The organism is Salinisphaera shabanensis E1L3A (assembly GCF_000215955.2).
GTDB lineage: Bacteria > Pseudomonadota > Gammaproteobacteria > Nevskiales > Salinisphaeraceae > Salinisphaera > Salinisphaera shabanensis.
This window is the reverse complement of the sequence record NZ_AFNV02000005.1, coordinates 65,619-86,888: the sequence shown is the minus strand read 5'-3', so window position 1 is coordinate 86,888 and position 21,270 is coordinate 65,619. Positions and strand designations below refer to the sequence as shown.

The following is a 21,270-nucleotide window of genomic DNA, read 5'->3' as shown; positions in this document are numbered from 1 at the left end:
TTATCGCTCGTAGTCGGCCAGGCGCCGGCTCAATTCGGAGGCGGCGATCTTTCGTTCGCGCGCGCGCCCACCGCGCAGCGTATCGACGATCACCAGTAATTCGTAAAGTGTTGCGTCCCGAAGCGCCGCCTGCGGCGCAGACTTGTATAGCGGGGAGAAGGCCAAGCCACGCACGGGACCCTCGCTAGAGGGCCATACGGGCGGCGGTTCTTCATTTGTCACGACGTGCGAGGCGATCGGCCGTGCGGCGTGCGCGGTCGGCAGCCCGCGTGTTATTTCGCCGCGGTCTGGCACGAATACATAGCGCAAACCGTGTAGGAGAAATTCCTCAAGCGCACGAAGGCTGACCTGCAGTCGACCGTCAAAAACGTGTACCAAGCCAGCCCGTTGAGCGCGCTTCACGCCCGCGTGGGTCTCGGACACGCTCATATCCAGTTCGATTGCGAGATCGTTGAAACGCCATTGGATGGCTTTGCCCGAGGCGACCAGCTTGAGCGTGATCAAAACATCTTGTGGTTTTAATATCATATTCGTAATTCGCGATTCGCGAATTACGAATATAGTCGATAATTTATTGACCTCGCAAGCAGAGCTCGCCGCGATGCAAAGCTGACTACAATGAAGACCCACGGTCCCAGGCTATATTTGCCGAGGCTATTGCCATCCAGCGGCAAGCCGCTCCGCCTGTTCGATGACTGTACGCACTGCAGCGTCTTGGAGATCGGGGGGGTAACCATATCTGCGCAAGGTGCGTTTGACGAGCACACGCATGCGCGCTCGCGCCGATTCACGGTGCGCCCAGTCCACGGTCGCGTTCGCGCGCAGTTGGTTCACCAGCTCTGCCGCAATCACCTTGAGGTTGGCATCGCCCATTACATCCACCGCGCTCTCGTTTTCGGCCAAGGCGCGATAGAACGCAATTTCTTCGGAGGACAGCCCTTCCTGCTCGCCGGCCAATATTCGCGCCTGCATGTCCTTCGCGAGATCAATCAGCTCCTGAATGACCTCGAGCGTGCTGATCGCATTGGCGTGATAGCGGGCAATTGCATCGGCCAGCCGTTCGGAATATTTGCGGCTTTCCACCATATGCGCCTGCGAGCGGGCACGGATACGATCGTTGAGCAGTTTTTTCAGCGCTTCCAGAGCGAGATTGGGGCGCTGGCTGTCCTTGATCTCGGCCAAAAACTCGTCCGAAAGAATGGAAATATCCGGACTTTTCATCCCCGCGGCTTTGAGGATATCCACGATATCGGTCGATACCACGGCGCGGTCGATAAGTTGCTGCACCGCGAACTCGCGCTCGCGCTTCGAAATGTTCCGCGCGCTACTTTTGACCAATGCGGCGCGTACAGTCTGGTAGGACGCCACTTCGTCGCGTATCGCCCTGGCCTCGTCGCTCGCAGCGGCCAATGCGAACGCCTTACTCAGTGCAAGCACTGCGTCCTGAAAACGTCTTCGCGCAGCTTTTTTGGCGTCATCCGTTTCCTGGCGCTGGGCCTCGGCATGCTGGCGTTCGAGTATCCACTGAATCGCGTTCGCCAGACATTTCAGGCGCTGGCCCGGCGTCCCCGATACACCTGGCGTGCAATCGAAGCCATCGAACATGGATTGCACGATGTCGAACTTCTCCAGCATCAGCCGGATGGCCAATTTTTTGTCGATGCCGGTCTGGGCCTGGTCGGACGGCGAATAAACGCCGAGCGCGGCTTTCAGGTTCTGGGCGATGCCGATGTAGTCCACCACAAGCCCGGCTTCCTTGTCCCGGAAAACACGGTTCACGCGTGCAATGGCCTGCATCAACCCATGCCCGCGCATGGGTTTGTCGATATACAGGGTGTGCATCGGCGGGGCGTCGAAACCGGTCAGCCACATGTCACAAACGATTACGAGTTTGAGCGGGTCGTCCGGCGCCTTGGCTCGTTTTGCCAAGGCGTCACGGCGGGCTTTGCCGCCGATATGCGGCTGCCAGCTTTCCGGGTCCGAGGCGCTGCCGGTCATCACGATCTTCACGGCACCCGCGGCATCATCCTGCGAATGCCAGTTCGGCCGTTGCGCGATAATTTCGTCGTAGAGCGCCACACAAATGCGTCGGCTCATGCAGATCGCCATCGCCCGGCCGTCCAGCGCTTCGATACGGCGTTCCAGATGTTCGACCAGATCGGCAGCCACCATCGCCAGCCGCTTCTTCGAGCCCACCAGTCGCTCGGTGGCCGCCCAGCGCGCCTTGAGTTTTTCCTGTTCAGTGGCGTCTTCGTCTTCGGTCAGCGCGTCGATTTCGCTGTCGATTTCGGGCAGCGCCTCGTCGGATAGCTCAATGCGCGCCAGTCGGCTTTCGTAATAGATCGGCACCGTGGCGCCGTCTTCGACCGCACGGCTGATGTCGTAGATATCCACGTAATGGCCGAACACGGCCGGCGTGTTGACGTCGTCCTGTTCGATTGGCGTGCCGGTAAAGCCGATGAACGAGGCGTTGGGCAACGCATCGCGCAGATACTTCGCGTGGCCATAGCTGAGTTGGCCCGTATTCTTGTCGATACGCGCCTTGAAGCCGTACTGGGAGCGATGCGCCTCGTCGGCGATCACCACAATGTTCTCGCGTTCACTGACCGACGCGGCGTGGTCTTCGTCCGTGGCCGCGAACTTCTGAATCGTGGTGAAGATCACCCCGCCTGACGCGCGATCAAGCTGGGCGCGCAGGTCGTCGCGGCTTTCGGCCTGCACCGGCGTCTGGCGGATCAGGTCGCGACAACTGGCAAAGGTGCCGAAAAGCTGGTCGTCCAGATCGTTGCGATCGGTCAGCACGACGATGGTGGGATTTTCGAGCCTTGGCTCGCGCACCAGCAAGCCTGCGTAGAACGCCATGAGCAGGCTCTTGCCCGAACCCTGCGTATGCCAGATCACGCCAATGCGTTTGTCGCCCGCGCTATGATCCCGAGCGCTTTTCAGGCCGTATTGGCGCGGGTCTTCGGCCACGGCCGATGTCGTGCTCGAGGCTCGGGCGCCGGCATAGGGCAGGGCATGCAGCGTTGCCGCGAGCGCGTTCTGTGCGGCATAGAATTGATGATAACCAGCTACGATCTTGGCGATATCGCGCCCGTTGTTGGCGAAGACGGTGAAATCGCGTATTAAGCGCAGCAGTGTGGCGCGATCGAATACGCCGTTTAACAGAGTCTCCAGCTGCGGATCGCCGGCGGGTGCGATGGTGTCGCCATCGGTCGAACGCCAGGGCATGAAGCGTTCTTCATCCGCCGTGAGCGAGCCCACCCGTGCCTTGATGCCATCCGAGGTCACCAGCAGCGCATTGGTGCGAAACAGCGAGGGAATTTGTGCCTTGTAGTTTTGCACCTGGTTATAGGCCGAATGCAGCGTGGCATTTTCGCTGCCGGGGTTTTTCAGCTCGACCACGCCCAGCGGGAGACCGTTGACGAACAGCACGATATCCGGCCGGCGCGTATGCCCGTTCTCGACCACCGTAAACTGGTTGACCGCCGACCAGTCGTTGTTCTCGATCGCGTCGAAATCGGCGAGCGCAACCGAATCGCCACGCACCGATTCGCCATCGTGAAATTCCACCGGAACGCCGTCCACGAGATATTTATGCAGCCGCCGGTTCTCCTCGACGAGTGCCGGCGTTTCGCTGGCCAGTACACGCCGCAATGCCTCGTCGCGCGGTTCGGCCGGCAAGTGCGGGTTCAATCGGGCGATCGCCGCACGCAGGCGATCTTCCAGAATCACGTCCACATAGGCGGCGCGCAGCGGTGCGTTGCCATCCGGTGCGGCGTCGATGCCGGCAGTGACTGTCCAGCCCAGCGCCTCTAGCCATTCGAGCGCGGCTTCTTCGACGTGGGATTCGGAGAGTCCAGTCATTAGCTGAGTTTCTCAAATCCTTCTCGCACGATTTGCGCCATGGCCTCGCGCCGCTTATCAAGAAATTGGTCGTATGCCATGTTTTCCCAACCATGCGGAAGGGCGTGGAGATACAGCATGCGTTGCCAGTCATTTTCGTCGAACCGAGACCGGATCTCGGGCACATAAACATCGGGTGCCTTATTGCTGATATCGATGTTGTCGGGCCATTCAACCAGCGCATAGTTAGCCATCTGATTACGCGTTCGCTGATCAACAACACCTTGTGCTTCTAGCCAGGCTTTAGGAAAGAGATGGTGGCGCTCCAGAGCTTTTTTCTTCGCTTTTACTGTCGGATCGAGCATATCGGCTACGCTTCGGTCCGAGAATAATGCCGGCGCGCCGAGTCTGCTCTGTGCGGCGAAGAATGCGAATAGCTGCGGGTTGCGCGCTGATGAGCTATCAAACTCTGTTGGCAATGTGATTTGCCAAAAATCGTTGGTGAGGACGCTCGCCATCTCTGAGTCAAGCCAACTGACGAACGCGTCGCCCGTTTGCAAACTCCGAATTCGAGCCAGGTCGCCATCCATAACGGTTTCCGGTGAACTCGTGTAGCGGCCAGTCAGCGTCGAGAAAAAGAACCAACGCCCGATCGCTTTTTGTAAGGAGTGCTCGGAAATATCGAACCGAACCCTTCCGATGAGATAAAACGCGTAAGCAAAAAGCAGTGCGTTGTTTGAAGACACCAATTCTCCGCTACGGAACCCTGCGCCAATAAGCGCTTTGAAGAACTGATGCCAGTGGGTGATATCGAGCACCTGCTCTTGCGCTACCTTAAGGCGCTCGAATTGCTGGGTGCGGCGCTCGGCGTCATATTCGTTTGTCTCGGGGTCCTTGCCGCGCAGGATCTGATAGACGCTTTTCAGTCGACCGCGATTGAAAGCGAGTGCTACCGCAACGCGGAGTAGCTGATCCGGATCCGGTTCGAGGAAATGATTGTACGGCGAGGCCGCCCAACCTTTGGAGGGTACCCTCGCGTCTCTACAGAAGCGCTCAAGCTGCGCGCGACCTTCATCCCAGAAAACGGATAGAAGCGTCAGGATGAAGTCGGCCTGATTGAGCGTTACCCCTTCACTGTTGATGCGTACGAATATATCGGCGACCTGTTCCTCGTCGACCGACTGCGCGATCTCAAGGGCTGTAAACGGGTACTTCTGTAAGTCAAAAAGTCGGTCTAGGTTATGCGCAATACGCTCTTCGTCTTCCTCTGAGAGAGCGGTTTTCTCCTCGAGTTTAGCGATGAAATTATTGACCATTCGCCAGCTAGACGCACCTGAGCACCATAAATCCGAAATGTTTGGAATCCATTCCGGGTCACGACGAATTGCAGCGTCTGCGACATCGAACTTTCCGTCGCGTGGACGAAACGCAATTTCGATCTGTCGTTCCACGTAATTGGCATCAAGTACGGTTTTTCCACGGAACACGGCATACAGTGAAGTCAGCCGTTGCTGGCCATCGACGATGAGACGCGCAGGTACCTCGCGTTGCTTATTATCCGTGCCGATCTGTTTCGAGCCGTTCTGGGCGACGTTTTCCCAGAACAGAAGATAGCCCACCGGGAAGCCTCGATACATCGAGTCGAATAGATCGCGGACTTTTGCGTTTTTCCATACAAATGGTCGCTGAATATCGGGCAGGCCGATATCGCCGACATCGATGAAATGCAACAAACTCGATAGGTCGTAATCGACGCGTTTGAAGCATGTCTTCAAATCGCTCATCCCGCGTTCCCCTCGAAGCCTTAATTTAATATCGAAATATAGTCGTAGGTACTCTTCGCCGGAGCCCGTATAACTGATCGTTTACTGCGTGGGTCGCTCAAATATCGCAGCATTATGCGAGCCCAGCATGCGGTACGCGTCTCGATACAGCGTCTGGCCTTCCAGCGTGCTTTCGACCAGCGCACGAGCGAAGCGGCGGCTCACACGCGTGAGCGTGGTGTAGTAGAAATTGCCGCCGTCACTCGCACTGCGCTCGGCCAACTGCCGAAGGCGAGCACGCTCCGCGGCCCAGGCACGGGCGAACTCGTCACGGCTGAGCCACTCCGCATCCAGCAGGCGGCGCAGAATGACGAGCGTGCTCACCTTGTACTTGCGCGTCAGTCGTGCGGTGAGCCCGGGCAAGTCCTCGTCGGTGGTTAGGTCGCTTTCGATTGCGGCGAGCGGTACCAGCAGTTCGGCGGCCACGGCGTTGCACCAGACTTCTTCCCGCCGGGCATTCGGCACGGGCGCGGCCCCTGCGTCGGACACGGCCGTTGCGCCCAGCCAGAGATGCGCCAGTTCGTGGGCGAGTGTGAACATCTGAGCGGATTTGCTATCCGCGCCGTTGATGAACACCAGCGGTGCCCTCGTATCGGCCAGGGCAAAGCCACGGAATTCTCCCGGGTCGAGCTTGCGGTTGTTGTTGGATAGCACCACGCCGCTGACCATCACCAGTACGCCAGCCTCTTCGGCCTGGGCGATCATCTGCCGACGGGCTTCTTCCCAGTTCCGGCAGGCCGCACGTGCCGCAACGTCGACGCCAAGCGTCGCGGCGATGGTGGCCGCAACGGTGTCCGGCGCATCGTCCGTACTCGCACTGCCGACGAAACCGAGGTCCGGCAACCGGTGGGCGCGCGCATACTCGCGATACCAGCCCTGGCGCTCCTGACAACTGTAGATCACGTCCAGAAGGTCCGGGCTGGGGCGTTGAACACCCGCGCCATCCATCGTACGAAAGTCCGGAATCGGCAGTGCCTCTTCCGGTGGCTTCGGCAGGAACAGATAGCCGATCGGCACATGCACCGCGTTCGCGAAGGACTGCAACTGCTTGAGTGTCGGCGCGACTTCGCCGGCTTCCCATTCGCCAATCCTTGGAAAGCGATGCGCCAGATCAGCCGACGCCATCCCCGCACGCTCACGCGCCCAGATCAGCAGTTCGGGTTGCACGGGTGCTCGATTCATACGGCTTTACTTACGGCCTGTTCGGCATCGCCGACGCGGATTTCGCCGGAGATGAGTTTGGGGAGAAGAAGGTCGCGAGTTTGGGCGAGTGTGTGGTTGTTAGCCATGTTGGCTAGCGACAGCTGCCAATATTTTGACGTTAATGCATCGAAGTCTTTTAAAACACCTTCAGATGGGATGATCACTGGGCATTCCAACAGGCTTTTGGCGCTTACGTTAGGTTGCGCTGACCCATGCGCCTTAGATATGGCGAAGTTCTTGAATTGTTCTCCTCTGACGCAAGCAAAAACATAGCTAGAAAAATGTTTTTTGGGCTTAAATCGCCCCACGCGCTGATTGAGCAAGGGGCGGTGTGAAGTAGGAGGAATGCGGCCAGTCTCGCCGACGTATCCCGTCATTCCTACAACCATATCTCCCGGACAAAGCTCGAAGCGCGAACTTGCTTCTGCTATCTCTTTCGCAACATAACTGACTTGTGACATGTCTACCATTTGTGGTTTTACCGAGCCAATTTTTATTACTGGTATGCCACTGTCTCGCCAGTCTTTACTTTTAAACGCGAAGCCACTTTGCAACTCTGTGGTGTCTTTGAGGGCTCCGGTGGCCCAACCTTCTGGCACCCCATTGTCGTCGAGCCGGTGAGGGAAAAGGGACCACAGGTCAGGGGCAAGATAGGGCGCGTCACCGGCCATCTTGGCTTTCGTCGGCCCGAAGTCGACGAACCAGTCGCGAAACAGCGCCCGTGCGCTCGCTTCCAGCGTTTCGTTCATCTGGCGGTTTAGCTCGATCTTATTGTCGAGCGCGGCGAGAGTACGGGCAATCGCTCGTTGTGAAGCGATATTAACGTCTGGGAACGAAAGCGTTTCGAGCATTCCTTTCGTGAGCGCCGGACGAGTCGCACCTGCGGACGCTAAAGCTAGTAAATGATTCTGTGTCTGTTCGGTTATGAGCCAGTAGCGTAAATAACCGGGATCAATTACTTCGGGGTCAGGCCGAATAATTGCGACATGCTGGTTTACTCGCGCCGGCAAGACTTCCGAATTAACTTGGCAGGCGCGCGCTACGCTATCGCCAGTTATATTCACCAACACGTCGCCACATTCAACGTTGACGTTAGCCAGTGCTGCAGCTTGATGCTCCGAAATATAAACGAGTCCATCTTTAGAGAATCGATCGTTGTATACGTTTTGACTGCGTATCAACGAGTAGGGTCCGCTCGCTAAATAAGTGTCTCTACCACCGCGAGGTGTCGCACCGCTGCCAATTTTCCAACAGTAATTGCCAAGCCGGAGGGGTCTCATTAGCCCTCCTCTTTGATGATAAGACTGGAAATGCTTTTCCGAATAACGTTGGCTAATTTATCGCTTTCACTAAATTGCTCATCGAGTTTAGCTGTTAAAGACGCAACTCTTTCAGTAAACGGCATATCGTCGTCCACCGTTTGTTCGGCTCCCACGTAGCGCCCTGGCGTCAAAACATAGCCGTGTTGCGCGACCTCCTCATGGTTAGCTGAATAAGCAAAACCCGGCGTGTCCTCGTAGCCTCTGCCTTCGCGCCACGCGTGATACGTATCGGCGATTCGCGCGATGTCCTCGTCCGAAAACTCACGCCGCGTCCGATCGACCATATGCCCGAGCTTGCGGGCGTCGATGAACAGAATTTCCCCGCGTCGGTCGCGCAGGCGCGTATCGCCGGCCAGGCCGTTGGCCTTGTCCTTGGCCAGAAACCAGAGACAGACCGGGATCTGTGTGGAGTAGAAGAGCTGGCCGGGCATGGCGATAAGGCAGTCGACCACGTCGCCCTCGACCATGGCTTGGCGAATCTGGCCTTCGCCGCTTTGGGTGGAGGACATGGAGCCGTTGGCCAGTACCACGCCGGCCGTGCCGGTGGGCGACAAGTGGTGGAGAATATGTTGCAACCAGGCGAAGTTGGCGTTACCGGCGGGCGGGGTGCCGTACTGCCAGCGTTGGTCTTCGCGCAGGCGCTTGCCGCCCCAGTCGGAGACGTTGAAGGGCGGGTTGGCCAGTATCGTATGCGCGCGCAGGTCCGGGTGTTCGTCGCGGTGGAAGCTGCCTTCCGTGTTCCACTTAATGTCGGCATCGATACCGCGCACGGCGAGGTTCATCATGCACAGCCGCCACGTGGTGTGGTTGGACTCCTGGCCGTAGATGGCGATATCCCCTAAACGCCCGCCGTGGTTTTCCACGAATTTTTCGGATTGCACGAACATGCCGCCGGAGCCGCAGCAGGGGTCGTAAACACGCCCTTCGTAGGGTTCGAGCATTTCCACCATGGTGCGTACGACCGAGCGCGGCGTATAGAACTCGCCGCCGCGTTTGCCCTCCGCGCCGGCGAACTCGGCGAGGAAGTATTCATACACGCGCCCGAGCACGTCGCGGCTTGAGCCGTCGTCGGTCTTGAAGCCGATGCCGGAGATCAGGTCGATCAGCTCGCCCAGATTGGTCGGGTCCAGCGCCGGGCGGGCATAGTCCTTGGGCAGTACCCCCTTGAGCGACGGATTGACCTTCTCGATTTCGAGCATGGCATCGTCGATGCGCTTGCCGATGTTCGATTGCTTGGCGTTGGCCTTAAGCGCCGGCCAGCGTGCGGCCTTGGGTACCCAGAACACGTTGTCCTGGCGGTAGGCGTCTTCGTCTTCGACTTCTTCGGGATAATCGGCTTCCAGTTCCGCGCGCTTGGCCATGAAGCCGTCGGAAATATGCTTGAGGAAGATCAGCCCGAGTACGATGTGCTTGTAATCGCTGGGCTCCATGTTGCTGCGCAGCTTGTCGGCGGCCTGGAATAACTCGGCTTCGAAGCCGAGATCGCCGCCGCCGGTGGGTGTGCGTTTTGCCATCGTCTACCTGGAGATAAGTCGCAGGCCGCTACTATCGCCGATAACGTCGGGTGAACGCATCCGTTCGGCCGAGGTTACGTCACTGTCTTAGGCCCAGCGCAGCGGATGATCGGCGCGTAGTACGCCGTGGTCGTCCCAATCCTGCCAGCCGGTGAACGGGATCGGTCGGGCCGAGTCGAGCGTGTTGAGGCGCTCGGCCCAGCCCCGTTTCAGGCCGTCGAGATGCTGTTCGAACACGTCGCGTTGTTCATAGGCGATGCCGCCGCCCTGAATACCGTGGGCGACGAACGGCGGCAATACGTCGAAGCCCATGTAGTGCAAAGAGTAGTGGATAGGCCAGAGCAGTCGTTCGATTGGCCCGCCGCGCCCGTAGGGCGAAAACGTGGCAGCCGGGCCGCCCGTCGTTACGGACAGCAACGCGCGTTTGCCACGAAAATGGCCTTCGTCGTAGCGCCGACGCCCGGTATAAAGTTCGCCGTAGACGAATACGCGGTCGAACCAGCCCTTGAGGATGGCCGGCTGGGCATGCCACCACAACGGGAATTGCAGAATGACCAGATCGGCTGCGGTCAGGCGATCGATCTCGCGCTGTACGTCGGCCGGGCGCGTGCGCGCATTGCCGGCGTGGCGTTGTTCGGCCAGCGCCGAGAAATAGGCCTCGTCCGCCCGCTCGCCATAGTGAGCCGGCCCTTCGACTGTATCGAAGAGCTCGCCGTACAGGTCCGAGCGGGTAACCGTTATCCCTTGCGCGGCAAGCGTTTCCTCGGCGATATCGGCAAGTGCGCCGTTGAACGATCGAGCCTCGGGATGGGCGAATACGATATGGGCGTGCATTGCATATGTCGGTAGGAAGTCAGGTCGCCAGTCTGGGGTTTGCGTTATCGTCAATAAATAGACATACGAGCAATGAGATTTTGCATTCATGCAAACGAATGTCGCCTGGGACGATCTACGCCTTGTCCTGGCCATCGCACGTGCACAAACGCTGGCCGGCGCGGGGCGCACGCTTGGCCTTCACCACGCGACGGTCTATCGCCGCCTGATCGCCTGCGAACGCAGTCTGGGCGTGCGGCTGTTCGAGCGCGACCGGGGCCACCATGTGCCGACCGCAGCCGGCGCGGAGTGGGTGGCGGTGGCCGACGATATGGACGGCGCAGTTGCCGATGCGAGCCGGCGGATTGCCGGTCGTGATTTCATGCCAGCGGGCACGGTTCAGCTGACCCTGGCCGATACGCTGCTGCAGGGGCTGGTATCGTCGATGCTGGCGACGTTTCGCGAGCGCTTTCCGGCAATCGACCTGGACTTGCGTATATCGCATGCGCCGCTCGATCTGGCACGTCGCGATGCCGATCTTGCGATTCGTGCAGCGGCCGAACCGCCGGACCCGCTGATCGCTCACGCGCTCGGCGACATCGCCATGGCCCGCTATCGCGCGGCCGCGTCGGTGTCGCTACCGAGTGCCTGGATCGGCTTGAGCGAAACGGTGCCGTTTACCGCCTTGCACCGCTGGATGGCGGCCCACGTTGATAACAGCGACTACGCGCTGCGCGTCGACAGCCTGGTGGCCATGCAGCGGGCCGCGGCTGATGGCATGGGTGATGCGTTGTTGCCCTGTTATCTCGCCGATACGGATCCTCAGCTCGTGCGTGTTGGCACGGTCATACCGGCATTGGCGACGCCGGTCTGGCTGCTGGTGCATCCGGACATGCGGCGCACGGCGCGTGTGCGTGCGCTTAGACAGGCGCTTATCGATGCATTCGATACGGCGAGTGTGCGTTCGCGACTGGCGGGCGGATAGGCGGCCGATTCAGTTTGCGAGCGTGCGTTTAAGCCCTTCATGGGACGCGACGAAACCCAGGCTTTCATAAAAGCGCAGGGCATCGGGGCGCTGCTTGTCGGTGGTCAGCTGTATCAGTCGGCAGCCGCGTTCCCTTGAACGTTCGATCGCCCATTCGAACAGCTTTCGGCCCAGGCCCTGGCCGCGCCGGCTGTCGGCGACCCGCACGCCTTCGACAAGTGCGCGCCAGCTGCCTCGATACGTGAGATAAGGGATATACGTCAGCTGCAGCATGCCCGCGATCTCGCCGTCCTGCTCGGCGACGATGAGCTCGTTGTTGGCGTCGGCGTCGATCGCCGCAAACGCCCGGTTGTAGCTCGTCGGCAAAGGATAGGAAGGGCATTCGCGTGTAGCGCCCAGCGCATCGTCGGCAAGCAGCTGCACGAGCGCGTCGAGATCCTCGGCCCGGGCCGTACGAAAAACGGGGTCGGCCATGGTCATTCCCTGTATTTGTTGAAAGCGGTCAGCCTGTGCGCTCGGCATCGGCGCTCTTGGCCTGTTTGTGGCTTTCTTCGTTTGCCCCGTGTTGCCAGTAGCTGGAGATGTACATGTCTTCGCGGGCAACCTCGCGTTCCTGCTTGAGGTGGGTGCGCAGCCGGCGCATGGTCTGGAATTCGCAGGCACACCATACCGCTACCCGGCCTTCGAGCCAGTCGATTGCGCGGACGGCATCGAAAAGGGCGTCGCTGTTTTCGCCGGGGGCGGGGTTGATCACCCAGTGCAGTTGCAGGTGTGGCGGCGCGGCCAACGGCTGAATATCGCGTTCGTCGAGCACTTCGATCACTGCATGACCACGACTGTCTGCCGGCAGCTGTTCGAGGTTGGCGCCGATGGCCGGCAGCGCGGTCATGTCGCCGATGAGCAGCAGCCAGTCGGCGCTGGCATCGACGCGTTTCTTCGGCCCAGGGCCGCTGAGATCGATGGTGTCGCCGGCTTGTGCGTGTTCGGCCCAGCGCGCGGCCGGGCCGTCGTCGCTATGACGGACGAAGTCGATATCGACCGAGTCCGGGCGCTGGGCACGAATGGTGTAGGTGCGTAGCAGCGGTCGCTCGCGCGTCGGATCGGTGAGATGGAGCTTCACATAGGCGCTGGGCTGGTCGGCGGGAAAATCGTTCATGGCCTCGCCGCCGAGCGTGATGCGCAGCATGTTCGGCGTAAGTTCGGTTTTATCCAGAACGGTGAAGGTGCGGGGCGGGGCGCGACGGCTCATAGAGGGTTCTCGCTGGACTCGAGGTTGGCGATCATCGCTTCGGCCAGTTCGACGAAGCGTTCGATATCGGGATCGGGCAGGTGGCGGGCCATGCGCGCGCCGGCTTCGGCTTCGACCTCGGCAATACGCGTGGCCAGGGCATGACCCGCTGCCGTCAGTTTGAGTTGGCGGTAGCGACTGTCGCTCGGGTGCGGACGTCGTGTGATGAGGTCTTCGCCTTCCAGATCCTTGATCAGGCGCGCGATATGGCCCTTGTCCTGGCGTGTGCGCTTGGCGATAGCCTGGGCCGAGGCATCGGGATCGCTGGCAATGCCTTTGATCATGCGGATCTGGGCACCGGTGAGCTCGATGCCGGCGGTTGTGTAGCCGTCGCGCATGGCGCGTTTGTAGGCGTGCAAAAGCCGGTGCAGAGTCTCGCCGATCGGAGTATGCATGACGCGTGGTAGTTGACTGAGGCAACTAATGGTCGTCGTGTTGGTTGATTTAGTCAACTAATTGGGCCGCAGCGCTTAGTCTTGCCACCCCCAGCTTGGCGGATTGTTAAACTACGCCGCCTGTCATTCCCTGCTCGGCCTGCTCCTATGACCATCACCACCCGTTTTGCGCCTTCGCCGACCGGTTATCTGCATATCGGTGGCGCGCGTACCGCGCTGTATTCCTGGCTGCATGCGAAAGCCAGTGGTGGTCGCTTCGTACTGCGTATCGAAGACACCGACCGCGAGCGCTCGACCGACGAAGCCGTGCAGGCGATTCTGGATGCCATGGAATGGCTGGATCTCGAGCACGACGGCGAGATCTATTATCAGACGAAGCGCTTCGATCGATACGCCGAAGTCATCGACTGGCTGCTGGCCGAAGGCAAGGCCTATCGCTGTTATTCGACCGCCGAGGAAGTCGAAGCCATGCGTGAAGCCGCGCGGGCCAAGGGCGAGAAGCCGAAGTACGACGGCACCTGGCGGCCGATGCCGGGCAAGACGCTGCCGGAGCCGCCGGAAGGCGTTGATCCGGTCATCCGCTTTGCCACGCCGCTGGACGGTGAGACCGTTATCCACGACCTGGTCAAGGGTGATATCACCATCTCGAATACCGAGCTGGACGATCTGGTGATTGCCCGCGCCGACGGCACGCCGACCTACAACTTCTGTGTAGTCGTCGACGATATGGACATGGCGATCAGTCATATCATTCGCGGCGACGATCACGTCAACAACACGCCGCGTCAGATCAATATTCTCAAGGCGTTGATCGGCGATTTCGCAGAGCTGCCGGTTTATGCCCATGTGCCCATGATCCTAGGGCCCGACGGCAAGCGCCTGTCCAAGCGCCATGGCGCGGTAGGCGTGATGCGCTACCGCGAAGAAGGCTTTCTGCCCGAAGCGCTGCTCAACTACCTGGTGCGTCTGGGCTGGGCACACGGCGATCAGGAAATCTTCACTCGCGAACAGATGCTCGAGCACTTCGATATTGAGCATGTCCAGGGCGGGGCTTCGACCTTCGACCCCGACAAGCTGCTGTGGGTGAATCAGGAACACCTGAAGATGGCCGCGCCTGAGGATCTGGTCGGCGAGTTGCGTTGGCATCTCGCGCGGCTTGGCATTGAAGACGTGGACGATACGCGTCTGGCCGAAATTGCCGCGATCCAGAAAGGCCGTTGCAAAACGGTACTGGAAATGGCCGAGCAGACACTGTTTGTGTTCCAGCCGGTCACCGAATACGAACCCAAGGCGGTCAAGAAACATGTCAAGGCCGCCACGCCCGATCTGCTCGCGCAGGTACGCGATGGCCTGGCAAAGCTGGATGAATGGACCGGCGAAGCCGCGAGTGCGGTGGTCAAGCAGGTATCGGCGGATAACGAAGTCGGCATGGGTAAGGTCGCCCAGCCGATTCGTATCGCGGTAACCGGCGGGCCGGTGTCGCCGTCGATTGACGATACCCTCGTGTTGTTGGGCCGCGACGAAACGTTGGCACGCCTGGATGCGGCGGTCGCTGCGTTTGCCTCGGAACCGGGCTAAACGCGAACGGCTAAAGCAGAGTGTCCAGCTCGGTCAGCGTGCTGATTGTGTAATCCGGGACGATTGCCGTCTCATTGGGTCGGTGATCGCGATTGAGCCAGACCGAGGTGGCGCCGATGGCATTGGCGCCGGCAACGTCGGTTTCCAGCGCGTCGCCGACATGGATCATGTCGGCCGCGCGGCAATCGGTATGTCCCAGTGCCTGCGCGAATAAGTCGGGTGCCGGTTTGGCACGATAGTCGTCGCCCGCGAACGCGATCACGTCGAAGCGATCGGCAATACCTAAATGCTCTGGATGGGTATTGCCGTTCGAGAGCAGGGCGAGCCGCAGCGTCGGATCAAGGCTGGCGAAAAGCGGGGCCGCATCGGCATACAACGCAGTCGCGTTGAGTCGATGCTGTAGATAGGCGGCGTACAGCTCGTTGGCGAGCGCGTCGTCGGGCTGGTCATGCTCGGCGAGCAGCGTATGAAACGCACGGCGGCGAATTTCGGCAAACGACAGATCTGCCGCACTTGGTTCGGCGAGGATACGATCGCGCACGGCGATCATCGGTTCGATATCGGCAAGCGATGTCGCCATATGCGGCCGGCGCTCGATCAGCAACGTACGAGTGTTGTGGAGCGCGGCGCGCATGCCGGCCTCGAAGTCCCACAGCGTCATATCGCCGTCGAAGCTGAGCAGCTTGTATCGCGATCGCAACGGACGTTTCGCAGGGTTCGTATGGTGCGAAATACCATAACAGCCGCGTGCTCGATACAATGCTTGTTCAATTGTCGAGGTTCGCATGACCACCACCTATCTTGAACTGCAGGTTCTGAGCACGGGCCAGACCTCGCGCCTGGCCGAGATGTTCCGCCTGCTCGGTGAGCCGAACCGGCTGTCGCTTGTCTATGCCTGCCTGGAAGAGCCGCAGAGCGTGCAGACGCTGGCGGCCGATATCGATATCTCCATGTCGCTGGCGAGCCACCATCTGCGCTTGCTGCGCGCGGCACGTCTGCTGCGCGCCGAGCGGCGTGGCAAACAGGTGTTCTATGTCGCCGCCGATGCCCATGTACAACGCGTGCTGCGCGACATGGTCGAACACAGCGCCCAGGAGTAGCTGCCATGGTCCATATGCACGATCATTCGCATGCTGACCACAATCATGATCACAGTCACGATCATGGGTTGGGTGGTCATCACCATGGCGGTACGGGACGGGCGCTCGTCTTCTCGCTTTGTCTGACACTCGCCTTTGCGTTTGTCGAAGCCATCGGCGGTTGGTGGGCCGACTCGCTGGCGTTGATGTCCGACGCCGGACATATGCTCACCGACAGTTCGTCGCTGGCGATCGGCGCACTTGCTGCCTGGATGGCCAAGCGGCCAGCCTCCAAGGTGCATTCCTTCGGTCTGCAGCGCGCCGAGGTGCTGGGCGCGCTCATCAACGCCGTGCTGATGATCGTCGTTGTAGTGGCGATTGCCTTTTCGGCGATACAGCGTTTTGCCGAACCGCGTGAGGTCGCGGGCGTGCCGGTGATGGTGATCGCCACCATCGGTCTGGTGATGAATATTGTGGTGGCCGCCATTCTCATGCGCGGCGAACAGACCATGAACGTACGCGGCGCGCTGATTCATGTGCTCGGGGATCTGCTCGGCTCCGTTGCGGCGATCGTGGCCGGCGCGGTCATTCTTCTGACTGGCTGGATGCCGATCGATCCGCTGCTGTCACTAGCGGTGAGCGCGCTGATCCTGGTTTCCGCGTGGCGATTGCTTAAGGAGGTGGTCCACGTGCTCATGGAAGGCGTGCCCAAGGGCGTGGATGCAGCAAAAGTCAGCGACGAGCTCGCCGGCGTCGAAGGCGTGCATTCGGTGCACGATCTGCATATCTGGAGTCTGTCATCGAGCCAGCGCGCCTTGGCTGCGCATATCGAGATCGGTCGGATGAGCGACTGGCAGACGATTCTGCCGCGTCTGCAGGCGCTGTTGGCCGAACGATTCTCGATCACGCATACCACGCTGCAGCCGGAAGACCGTCAGACCGCCATGACCTGTGCGATGGATTCGGACTGCGGCGTGGCCACTTGAAGACAGTGCCCGGGAGAGAACGGGCAGAGGTTGGCTATGTCGATACAACTCAAGCGTATCTACGATCCGGTAGCCGATAACGACGGGCGGCGCGTGCTGGTCGACGGCATGTGGCCGCGTGGCGTAAAAAAGGCCGATGCGGCTTTGGACGACTGGTACAAATCGGTGGCCCCGTCGAGCGATTTGCGGCGCTGGTTCGGGCATGATCGCGACCGCTGGAAGAAATTCTGCGACTGTTATCGCGCCGAACTCGACGCATCCGACAATGACGATCTCGTGGCGCTACGCGAGATCGTCGCCGACCAGGACGTAACGCTGCTTTTCGCGGCCCGTGATACCGAGTGCAATCACGCGGTCGTACTCAAGTCTTGGCTGGAGGGGGCACATGAGCGAAGCGCGGCCCATCGATGAAGCCGAACGCATTCGGGCGGCCTGCATAGAAGCGGCGCTGGCCGGCTATGAGGAGGCGGCGATCGCGGGGTTATGCGGTGAAGGCGCGCTGGAAATGGCCATCAGTTCGATACGACGGCTCGACCTGGCCGAAGTGATCGCCGACGGCCAGGCGTCGCCTGACGGCGAAGCAGATCCCGCTCGGTAACGCCCTGTCATTTCGATGCCCGCACGTGCTGTCGGCGTGGCAAACAGCGGGTATAAAAAAGCCCGGGTCGCGCCATGCGCCCGGGCCTTGATGTAGGCGTGACCTGCCGGCCGAGCTATTTGCTCTGGTAGTACTGCATGAGAATCTCGGCCACTTCGGGACGCGAGAACTCTTCTGGCGGGGCGATACCGTTGCCCAGCATTTCGCGCACCTTGGTGCCGGACAGAATGACGAAGTCTTCCTTGGTATGATCGGGCACGTCGCGCATCATCACCACCTTGCCGAGCTTTTTCGAAAAGGCGGTGTGGTCGGCGGCGAAGATCTCGATATCCAGCGCGTCGTCAGGTACGCGTTCCTCGAAGATCGTTTGCGCATCGAAGGGGCCGAAATAATCGCCTACGCCGGCATGGTCGCGGCCGACGATGAGATAGGAGCAGCCGGCGTTCTGGCGGAATACGGCATGCAGCACGGCCTCTCGGGGGCCGGCATAAAGCATGTCGAAGCCGTAGCCGGTGATCATCACCGAATTCTTCGGGAAATAGTGGTCTACCATCGTACGGATGGCGGCATCGCGCACGTTGGCCGGAATATCGCCCGGCTTGAGCTTGCCCAGCAGCATGTGCACCAGGATGCCGTCGGCGCCGGTGGCTTCCATGGCCATCTTGCAAAGCTCTTCATGCGCGCGGTGCATGGGGTTGCGCGTCTGAAAGGCGACGACCTTTTCCCAACCGCGTTCGGCGAACTCGTCGCGAATCGACTGCGCAGTGCGGAAGGTGTCGGGGAAGTCCTTCTCGAAATAGCTGAAGTTCAGAACCTGGATCGGCCCGTGGATGACATGACGGCCGAGCGATTTGAACGTCGCCACGCCGGGGTGTTCGTCGTCGGTCGTGGTGAAGATCTGCTCGAGCAGGGTGTTCAGCTCATCGTCGCTGAATTCATCGACGCCCTCGATATCCTGCACCGCGATCACCGGGTTGCCCTCGACGTTCGGGTCGCGCAGGGCGATACGGGCCGCCCCTTTGATCGGCTCGATATCGTCGACGAGGTTGAGCACCGGCACCGGCCAGAACAGGCCGTCAGCGGTGCGCAGGTTTTCGCCCACGGATAGCGCGTCGGCCTTGCTCATGAAGCCGGTCAGCGGGTTGAAATAGCCCGCGCCCAGCATCACGGCATTGGCCGCGGCGGCCGAACTCACCGTGATGGCCGGCAGTTCGCGGGCTTCCTGCATGAGTTGCTCGCGATCGGCCTCATCGGCCACATACAGCGGGTTGAGCGTATCGGAACCGTGCGGTTTGATCATGTCGTCGCGCCTTGCGTTGTCGAATGGCAAAACAGATCGCGTGGCTCGGTACGCGTGCCACGCGCAATAGAAAACGCGGCTGCTTGACGCGTTTTCGCTATTCAGAATTTTGCAGATTCTAACGTATTGCGGACGTAACTCCCGCGATGCAAGGGTAGATCGCGATACGAGCGCACGCTATGCGCGGGCGGTCGTGACTACGAGCTCTTCTTGCTGGTGTCGTTTTCGCAGTTGTCCGCGCGGCATTCGCCGTAGAGCACGAGCGTGTGCTTGGAGAGGTCGAAGCCGGACTTCTGGGCCACGTCGCGCTGGCGCTCCTGGATCTCGGTATCGAAGAATTCCTCGATCTTGCCGCATTTCACACAGATCAGGTGGTCATGCGGGCCCTGCTCGAGTTCGAACAGGGCATGGCCGTCCTCGAAATGGTGGCGAATCACCAAGCCCGCGTCCTCGAACTGGGACAGTACGCGATAAATCGTGGCCAGGCCGATGTCCTCGTCCTCGGCCATGAGCCGACGATAGACGTCTTCGGCCGAGAGGTGATCCTCTCGATTGTTTTGCAGCACTTCCAGGATCTTCAGGCGGGGCAGTGTCGCCTTGAGTCCGGCTTTGCGTAGATCGCTGGTTTCCATGCGTCGGCACCTCGATAGATCGCAGAACGGCCCGCTGTTGATTGGGACCGTCCGGGCGCTGAATGATTCAGCCCGGTCGGGGCGCAGCCTAGCGCGCGTAATCGCGATCGTAGGTCAGCGCTCGGCCGATACAGCCTTGGCTAAGTTTACCTTCATGATAGGCCAGTTGGCCAGACACGAAAGTGCTCATGATGCGGCTTTGGAACGTATAGCCGGCGAACGGCGACCAGCCGCATTTGGCCAGGATCGGTTCGTGGTCGACCACCGTCTGGCCGCTGATATCCGCAATCACCAGATCGGCCCAGTAGCCTTCCCGAATATAACCCCGCTCGGCGATATCGAAACGATCCGCCACGTTGTGCGCGCTCTTGGTAACCAGCTGTTCCAAGCTGAAATGCCCGGCGCTCACGTGGTCGAGCAGCGAGGGCATGGCATGCTGAACCAGCGGCAAGCCGGCCGGCGCCGCGAAATAAGGCTGATCCTTCTCCGATAGCTGATGCGGGGCATGATCCGTGGCCAATACATCGATGCGGTCGTCGGCGACGGCTTTCAACAGGGCCATGCGATCGGCATGGGTCTTGATGGCCGGATTGCACTTGATCAGCGTGCCGCGCGCCGCGTAATCGCTGTCTTCAAAGAATAGATGATGCGCACAGGCCTCGGCGGTGATCTGCTTGGGGCCCATCACACCGGCTTCGAACAGATCCAGTTCGTCGGCGGTGGTGATATGCAGGATATGCAGTCGCGCGCCGTGGCGCCGGGCGAGATCGATCGCCTTGGACGATGAGGCATAGCAGGCTTCGCGTGAGCGGATAATGGGATGTTCGCTCATCGGCACATCGTCGCCGTACAGATCGCGCGCACGCTGTGCGTTGGCCTCGATCATCGGCGTGTCCTCACAGTGCGTAAGGATCGTCAACGGCGAATGTTCGAAGATCTGTTCGAGCGCGGTGTCGTCGTCGACGAGCATGCGGCCTGTCGAGGCGCCCATGAAGATCTTCACGCCAGCCGACAGGCGCGTATCGAGCTTCTTGATTTCTTCGATGTTGTCGTTGGTCGCGCCGAAGTGAAAACCGTAGTTCGCCGTACAGCGGCCCTTCGCCAGCGCGTGCTTGGCCACCATCGCGTCGTGGTCGACGGTCGGCGGCTTGACGTTGGGCATGTCCATGAAGCTGGTGATGCCCCCGGCCACGGCTGCGGCCGATTCGCTGGCCAGATCGGCCTTGTCAGTCAGGCCCGGCTCACGAAAATGCACCTGATCGTCGATCATGCCGGGCAACAGGTAGTGCCCTTGGGCATCGATGACTTCGACATCGGACGGGGCAGCGATATGGCGGGCGATCTTTTCGATACGCCCGTCGCGGATCAGCACATCGGCTTCGCTGCGCTGGCCTTCGTTAACGAGACGGGCGTTCGCAATCAGGTAATCGGTCATGCGTCGGCGCGGTATGAATTTGCGCCTAGTCTAGTCGTTCGCGGCGCGACGTGAAGTACATGCAGCCTTCGAGGCGTTTAAGCGGGGCTCGACAGGTCGATTCCGCGCTCGGGCAGCATGACCGGGATGCCGTCGTCGACACGATAGGCGGTATGACGATCGGCAGTGATCAATGCCTGTTCGAGCGGGGCGTCGACCGTACTTTCATCCGCATAACGAGCCTTTCCGGCGCTCACGCGCTCGTTAAGCTGGGTCAGCGTGTCTTGGTCAGCGAGTGTCACGGCCGAACCCGAAACCGGGCAGACCAGAATATCCAGCAGTTTCTTGTCCACGAACGCCACTCGTTGCAATCCAGTGCGCGAAGTCTAGCATCGCCGCCCGGTACGCCGCGCGTTGCTCAAGAATGCCGACCTCCTGCCGCTATTCGTTCTCAGCATATAACGCTTCGATCAAGGCGATAACACGCTTCGCGT

Annotated in this window: 21 protein-coding genes; 6 read left to right on the top strand and 15 right to left on the bottom strand. The window is 60.2% G+C overall.

Annotated features, from left to right (window positions below):
- From SSPSH_RS04460 to SSPSH_RS04425, 7 genes are all read right to left on the bottom strand, one after another.
- The gene (locus SSPSH_RS04460; RefSeq protein ID WP_202962123.1) at positions 1 to 630 is read right to left on the bottom strand and encodes a hypothetical protein; all 630 of its coding nucleotides are present in this window, start codon (positions 628 to 630) and stop codon (positions 1 to 3) included.
- 24 nt (positions 631 to 654) lie between these two features.
- Positions 655 to 3,867, bottom strand: coding sequence for a type I restriction endonuclease subunit R (locus SSPSH_RS04455; RefSeq protein WP_006913910.1), 3,213 nt, complete (start codon positions 3,865 to 3,867; stop codon positions 655 to 657).
- The gene (locus SSPSH_RS04450) at positions 3,867 to 5,630 is read right to left on the bottom strand and encodes a GmrSD restriction endonuclease domain-containing protein (RefSeq protein ID WP_006913909.1); all 1,764 of its coding nucleotides are present in this window, start codon (positions 5,628 to 5,630) and stop codon (positions 3,867 to 3,869) included. Before SSPSH_RS04450 ends, SSPSH_RS04455 begins: the two co-directional genes overlap by 1 nt.
- An 81-nt stretch (positions 5,631 to 5,711) precedes the next feature.
- Positions 5,712 to 6,851 (bottom strand): XRE family transcriptional regulator, encoded by a 1,140-nt coding sequence (locus SSPSH_RS04445; RefSeq protein WP_021031415.1) that lies wholly within the window; start codon positions 6,849 to 6,851, stop codon positions 5,712 to 5,714.
- Positions 6,848 to 8,053 (bottom strand): restriction endonuclease subunit S, encoded by a 1,206-nt coding sequence (locus SSPSH_RS18950; RefSeq protein ID WP_202962122.1) that lies wholly within the window; start codon positions 8,051 to 8,053, stop codon positions 6,848 to 6,850. The genes SSPSH_RS04445 and SSPSH_RS18950 overlap by 4 nt, the downstream gene beginning before the upstream one ends.
- Positions 8,054 to 8,151: 98 nt before the next feature.
- A complete protein-coding gene (locus SSPSH_RS04430; RefSeq protein WP_006913906.1) occupies positions 8,152 to 9,708 on the bottom strand; it encodes a class I SAM-dependent DNA methyltransferase in 1,557 nt (518 codons plus the stop codon).
- An 87-nt stretch (positions 9,709 to 9,795) separates the two neighbouring features.
- Positions 9,796 to 10,542, bottom strand: a complete 747-nt coding sequence (locus SSPSH_RS04425; RefSeq protein WP_006913905.1) for an NAD(P)H-dependent oxidoreductase — start codon at positions 10,540 to 10,542, stop codon at positions 9,796 to 9,798.
- Between the two features lie 88 nt (positions 10,543 to 10,630).
- On the opposite strand from SSPSH_RS04425, the gene SSPSH_RS04420 reads away from it, so the two are divergent.
- Positions 10,631 to 11,506: a LysR family transcriptional regulator gene (locus SSPSH_RS04420; RefSeq protein WP_006913904.1), complete on the top strand. Its 876-nt coding sequence runs from the start codon at positions 10,631 to 10,633 to the stop codon at positions 11,504 to 11,506.
- 9 nt (positions 11,507 to 11,515) lie between these two features.
- Here the strand turns inward: SSPSH_RS04420 and SSPSH_RS04415 are convergent, their stop codons facing one another.
- The 3 genes from SSPSH_RS04415 to SSPSH_RS04405 are packed head-to-tail and all read right to left on the bottom strand — an operon-like array spanning position 11,516 to position 13,189.
- The gene (locus tag SSPSH_RS04415; RefSeq protein WP_006913903.1) at positions 11,516 to 11,986 is read right to left on the bottom strand and encodes a GNAT family N-acetyltransferase; all 471 of its coding nucleotides are present in this window, start codon (positions 11,984 to 11,986) and stop codon (positions 11,516 to 11,518) included.
- A 22-nt stretch (positions 11,987 to 12,008) separates the two neighbouring features.
- Entirely contained in the window at positions 12,009 to 12,755 is a 747-nt protein-coding gene (locus SSPSH_RS04410; RefSeq protein WP_006913902.1) for a siderophore-interacting protein, read from the bottom strand.
- A complete protein-coding gene (locus SSPSH_RS04405; protein WP_006913901.1) occupies positions 12,752 to 13,189 on the bottom strand; it encodes a MarR family winged helix-turn-helix transcriptional regulator in 438 nt (145 codons plus the stop codon). The genes SSPSH_RS04410 and SSPSH_RS04405 overlap by 4 nt, the downstream gene beginning before the upstream one ends.
- Positions 13,190 to 13,336: 147 nt before the next feature.
- Here SSPSH_RS04405 and gltX point away from each other — a divergent pair, with 147 nt between their 5' ends.
- Positions 13,337 to 14,767 (top strand): glutamate--tRNA ligase, encoded by a 1,431-nt coding sequence (gene gltX / locus SSPSH_RS04400; RefSeq protein ID WP_006913900.1) that lies wholly within the window; start codon positions 13,337 to 13,339, stop codon positions 14,765 to 14,767.
- Positions 14,768 to 14,777: 10 nt separating this feature from the next.
- Here gltX and SSPSH_RS17745 read toward each other — a convergent pair whose 3' ends face one another.
- The gene (locus SSPSH_RS17745) at positions 14,778 to 15,467 is read right to left on the bottom strand and encodes an HAD family hydrolase (RefSeq protein WP_161627802.1); all 690 of its coding nucleotides are present in this window, start codon (positions 15,465 to 15,467) and stop codon (positions 14,778 to 14,780) included.
- A gap of 85 nt (positions 15,468 to 15,552) precedes the next feature.
- On the opposite strand from SSPSH_RS17745, the gene SSPSH_RS04390 reads away from it, so the two are divergent.
- Genes SSPSH_RS04390 through SSPSH_RS04375 form a run of 4 tightly spaced genes read left to right on the top strand, consistent with a single transcriptional unit; the run spans position 15,553 to position 17,430 of the window.
- Entirely contained in the window at positions 15,553 to 15,867 is a 315-nt protein-coding gene (locus SSPSH_RS04390; protein WP_006913898.1) for an ArsR/SmtB family transcription factor, read from the top strand.
- 5 nt (positions 15,868 to 15,872) lie between these two features.
- Positions 15,873 to 16,832 (top strand): cation diffusion facilitator family transporter, encoded by a 960-nt coding sequence (locus SSPSH_RS04385; protein WP_006913896.1) that lies wholly within the window; start codon positions 15,873 to 15,875, stop codon positions 16,830 to 16,832.
- 36 nt (positions 16,833 to 16,868) lie between these two features.
- Positions 16,869 to 17,243, top strand: a complete 375-nt coding sequence (locus tag SSPSH_RS04380) for a DUF488 domain-containing protein (protein ID WP_006913895.1) — start codon at positions 16,869 to 16,871, stop codon at positions 17,241 to 17,243.
- Entirely contained in the window at positions 17,218 to 17,430 is a 213-nt protein-coding gene (locus SSPSH_RS04375; RefSeq protein ID WP_006913894.1) for a hypothetical protein, read from the top strand. The genes SSPSH_RS04380 and SSPSH_RS04375 overlap by 26 nt, the downstream gene beginning before the upstream one ends.
- A gap of 115 nt (positions 17,431 to 17,545) precedes the next feature.
- Here the strand turns inward: SSPSH_RS04375 and sat are convergent, their stop codons facing one another.
- The 4 genes from sat to SSPSH_RS04355 all read right to left on the bottom strand — a co-directional run bounded on the left by sat (position 17,546) and on the right by SSPSH_RS04355 (position 21,129).
- Entirely contained in the window at positions 17,546 to 18,730 is a 1,185-nt protein-coding gene (gene sat, locus SSPSH_RS04370) for a sulfate adenylyltransferase (RefSeq protein ID WP_006913893.1), read from the bottom strand.
- A 197-nt stretch (positions 18,731 to 18,927) separates the two neighbouring features.
- Positions 18,928 to 19,362: a ferric iron uptake transcriptional regulator gene (gene fur / locus SSPSH_RS04365; RefSeq protein ID WP_006913892.1), complete on the bottom strand. Its 435-nt coding sequence runs from the start codon at positions 19,360 to 19,362 to the stop codon at positions 18,928 to 18,930.
- A gap of 88 nt (positions 19,363 to 19,450) precedes the next feature.
- Positions 19,451 to 20,797, bottom strand: a complete 1,347-nt coding sequence (locus tag SSPSH_RS04360; protein ID WP_006913891.1) for a dihydroorotase — start codon at positions 20,795 to 20,797, stop codon at positions 19,451 to 19,453.
- Between the two features lie 77 nt (positions 20,798 to 20,874).
- On the bottom strand, positions 20,875 to 21,129 hold the full coding sequence (locus SSPSH_RS04355) for a Trm112 family protein (protein WP_006913890.1): 255 nt from the start codon (positions 21,127 to 21,129) through the stop codon (positions 20,875 to 20,877).
- Between the last annotated feature and the right edge of the window lie 141 nt (positions 21,130 to 21,270).

Coding starts and splice junctions, on each gene's coding strand:
- SSPSH_RS04425 (WP_006913905.1), bottom strand. CDS start 10,542: ATGCACGCCCATATCGTATTCGCCCATCCCGAGGCTCGATCGTTCAAC.
- SSPSH_RS04405 (WP_006913901.1), bottom strand. CDS start 13,189: ATGCATACTCCGATCGGCGAGACTCTGCACCGGCTTTTGCACGCCTAC.
- SSPSH_RS04385 (WP_006913896.1), top strand. CDS start 15,873: ATGGTCCATATGCACGATCATTCGCATGCTGACCACAATCATGATCAC.
- SSPSH_RS04455 (WP_006913910.1), bottom strand. CDS start 3,867: ATGACTGGACTCTCCGAATCCCACGTCGAAGAAGCCGCGCTCGAATGG.
- sat (WP_006913893.1), bottom strand. CDS start 18,730: ATGATCAAACCGCACGGTTCCGATACGCTCAACCCGCTGTATGTGGCC.
- gltX (WP_006913900.1), top strand. CDS start 13,337: ATGACCATCACCACCCGTTTTGCGCCTTCGCCGACCGGTTATCTGCAT.
- SSPSH_RS04420 (WP_006913904.1), top strand. CDS start 10,631: ATGCAAACGAATGTCGCCTGGGACGATCTACGCCTTGTCCTGGCCATC.
- SSPSH_RS04380 (WP_006913895.1), top strand. CDS start 16,869: ATGTCGATACAACTCAAGCGTATCTACGATCCGGTAGCCGATAACGAC.
- SSPSH_RS04360 (WP_006913891.1), bottom strand. CDS start 20,797: ATGACCGATTACCTGATTGCGAACGCCCGTCTCGTTAACGAAGGCCAG.
- SSPSH_RS04390 (WP_006913898.1), top strand. CDS start 15,553: ATGACCACCACCTATCTTGAACTGCAGGTTCTGAGCACGGGCCAGACC.
- fur (WP_006913892.1), bottom strand. CDS start 19,362: ATGGAAACCAGCGATCTACGCAAAGCCGGACTCAAGGCGACACTGCCC.
- SSPSH_RS04450 (WP_006913909.1), bottom strand. CDS start 5,630: ATGAGCGATTTGAAGACATGCTTCAAACGCGTCGATTACGACCTATCG.
- SSPSH_RS04410 (WP_006913902.1), bottom strand. CDS start 12,755: ATGAGCCGTCGCGCCCCGCCCCGCACCTTCACCGTTCTGGATAAAACC.
- SSPSH_RS04375 (WP_006913894.1), top strand. CDS start 17,218: ATGAGCGAAGCGCGGCCCATCGATGAAGCCGAACGCATTCGGGCGGCC.
- SSPSH_RS04445 (WP_021031415.1), bottom strand. CDS start 6,851: ATGAATCGAGCACCCGTGCAACCCGAACTGCTGATCTGGGCGCGTGAG.
- SSPSH_RS04415 (WP_006913903.1), bottom strand. CDS start 11,986: ATGACCATGGCCGACCCCGTTTTTCGTACGGCCCGGGCCGAGGATCTC.
- SSPSH_RS04430 (WP_006913906.1), bottom strand. CDS start 9,708: ATGGCAAAACGCACACCCACCGGCGGCGGCGATCTCGGCTTCGAAGCC.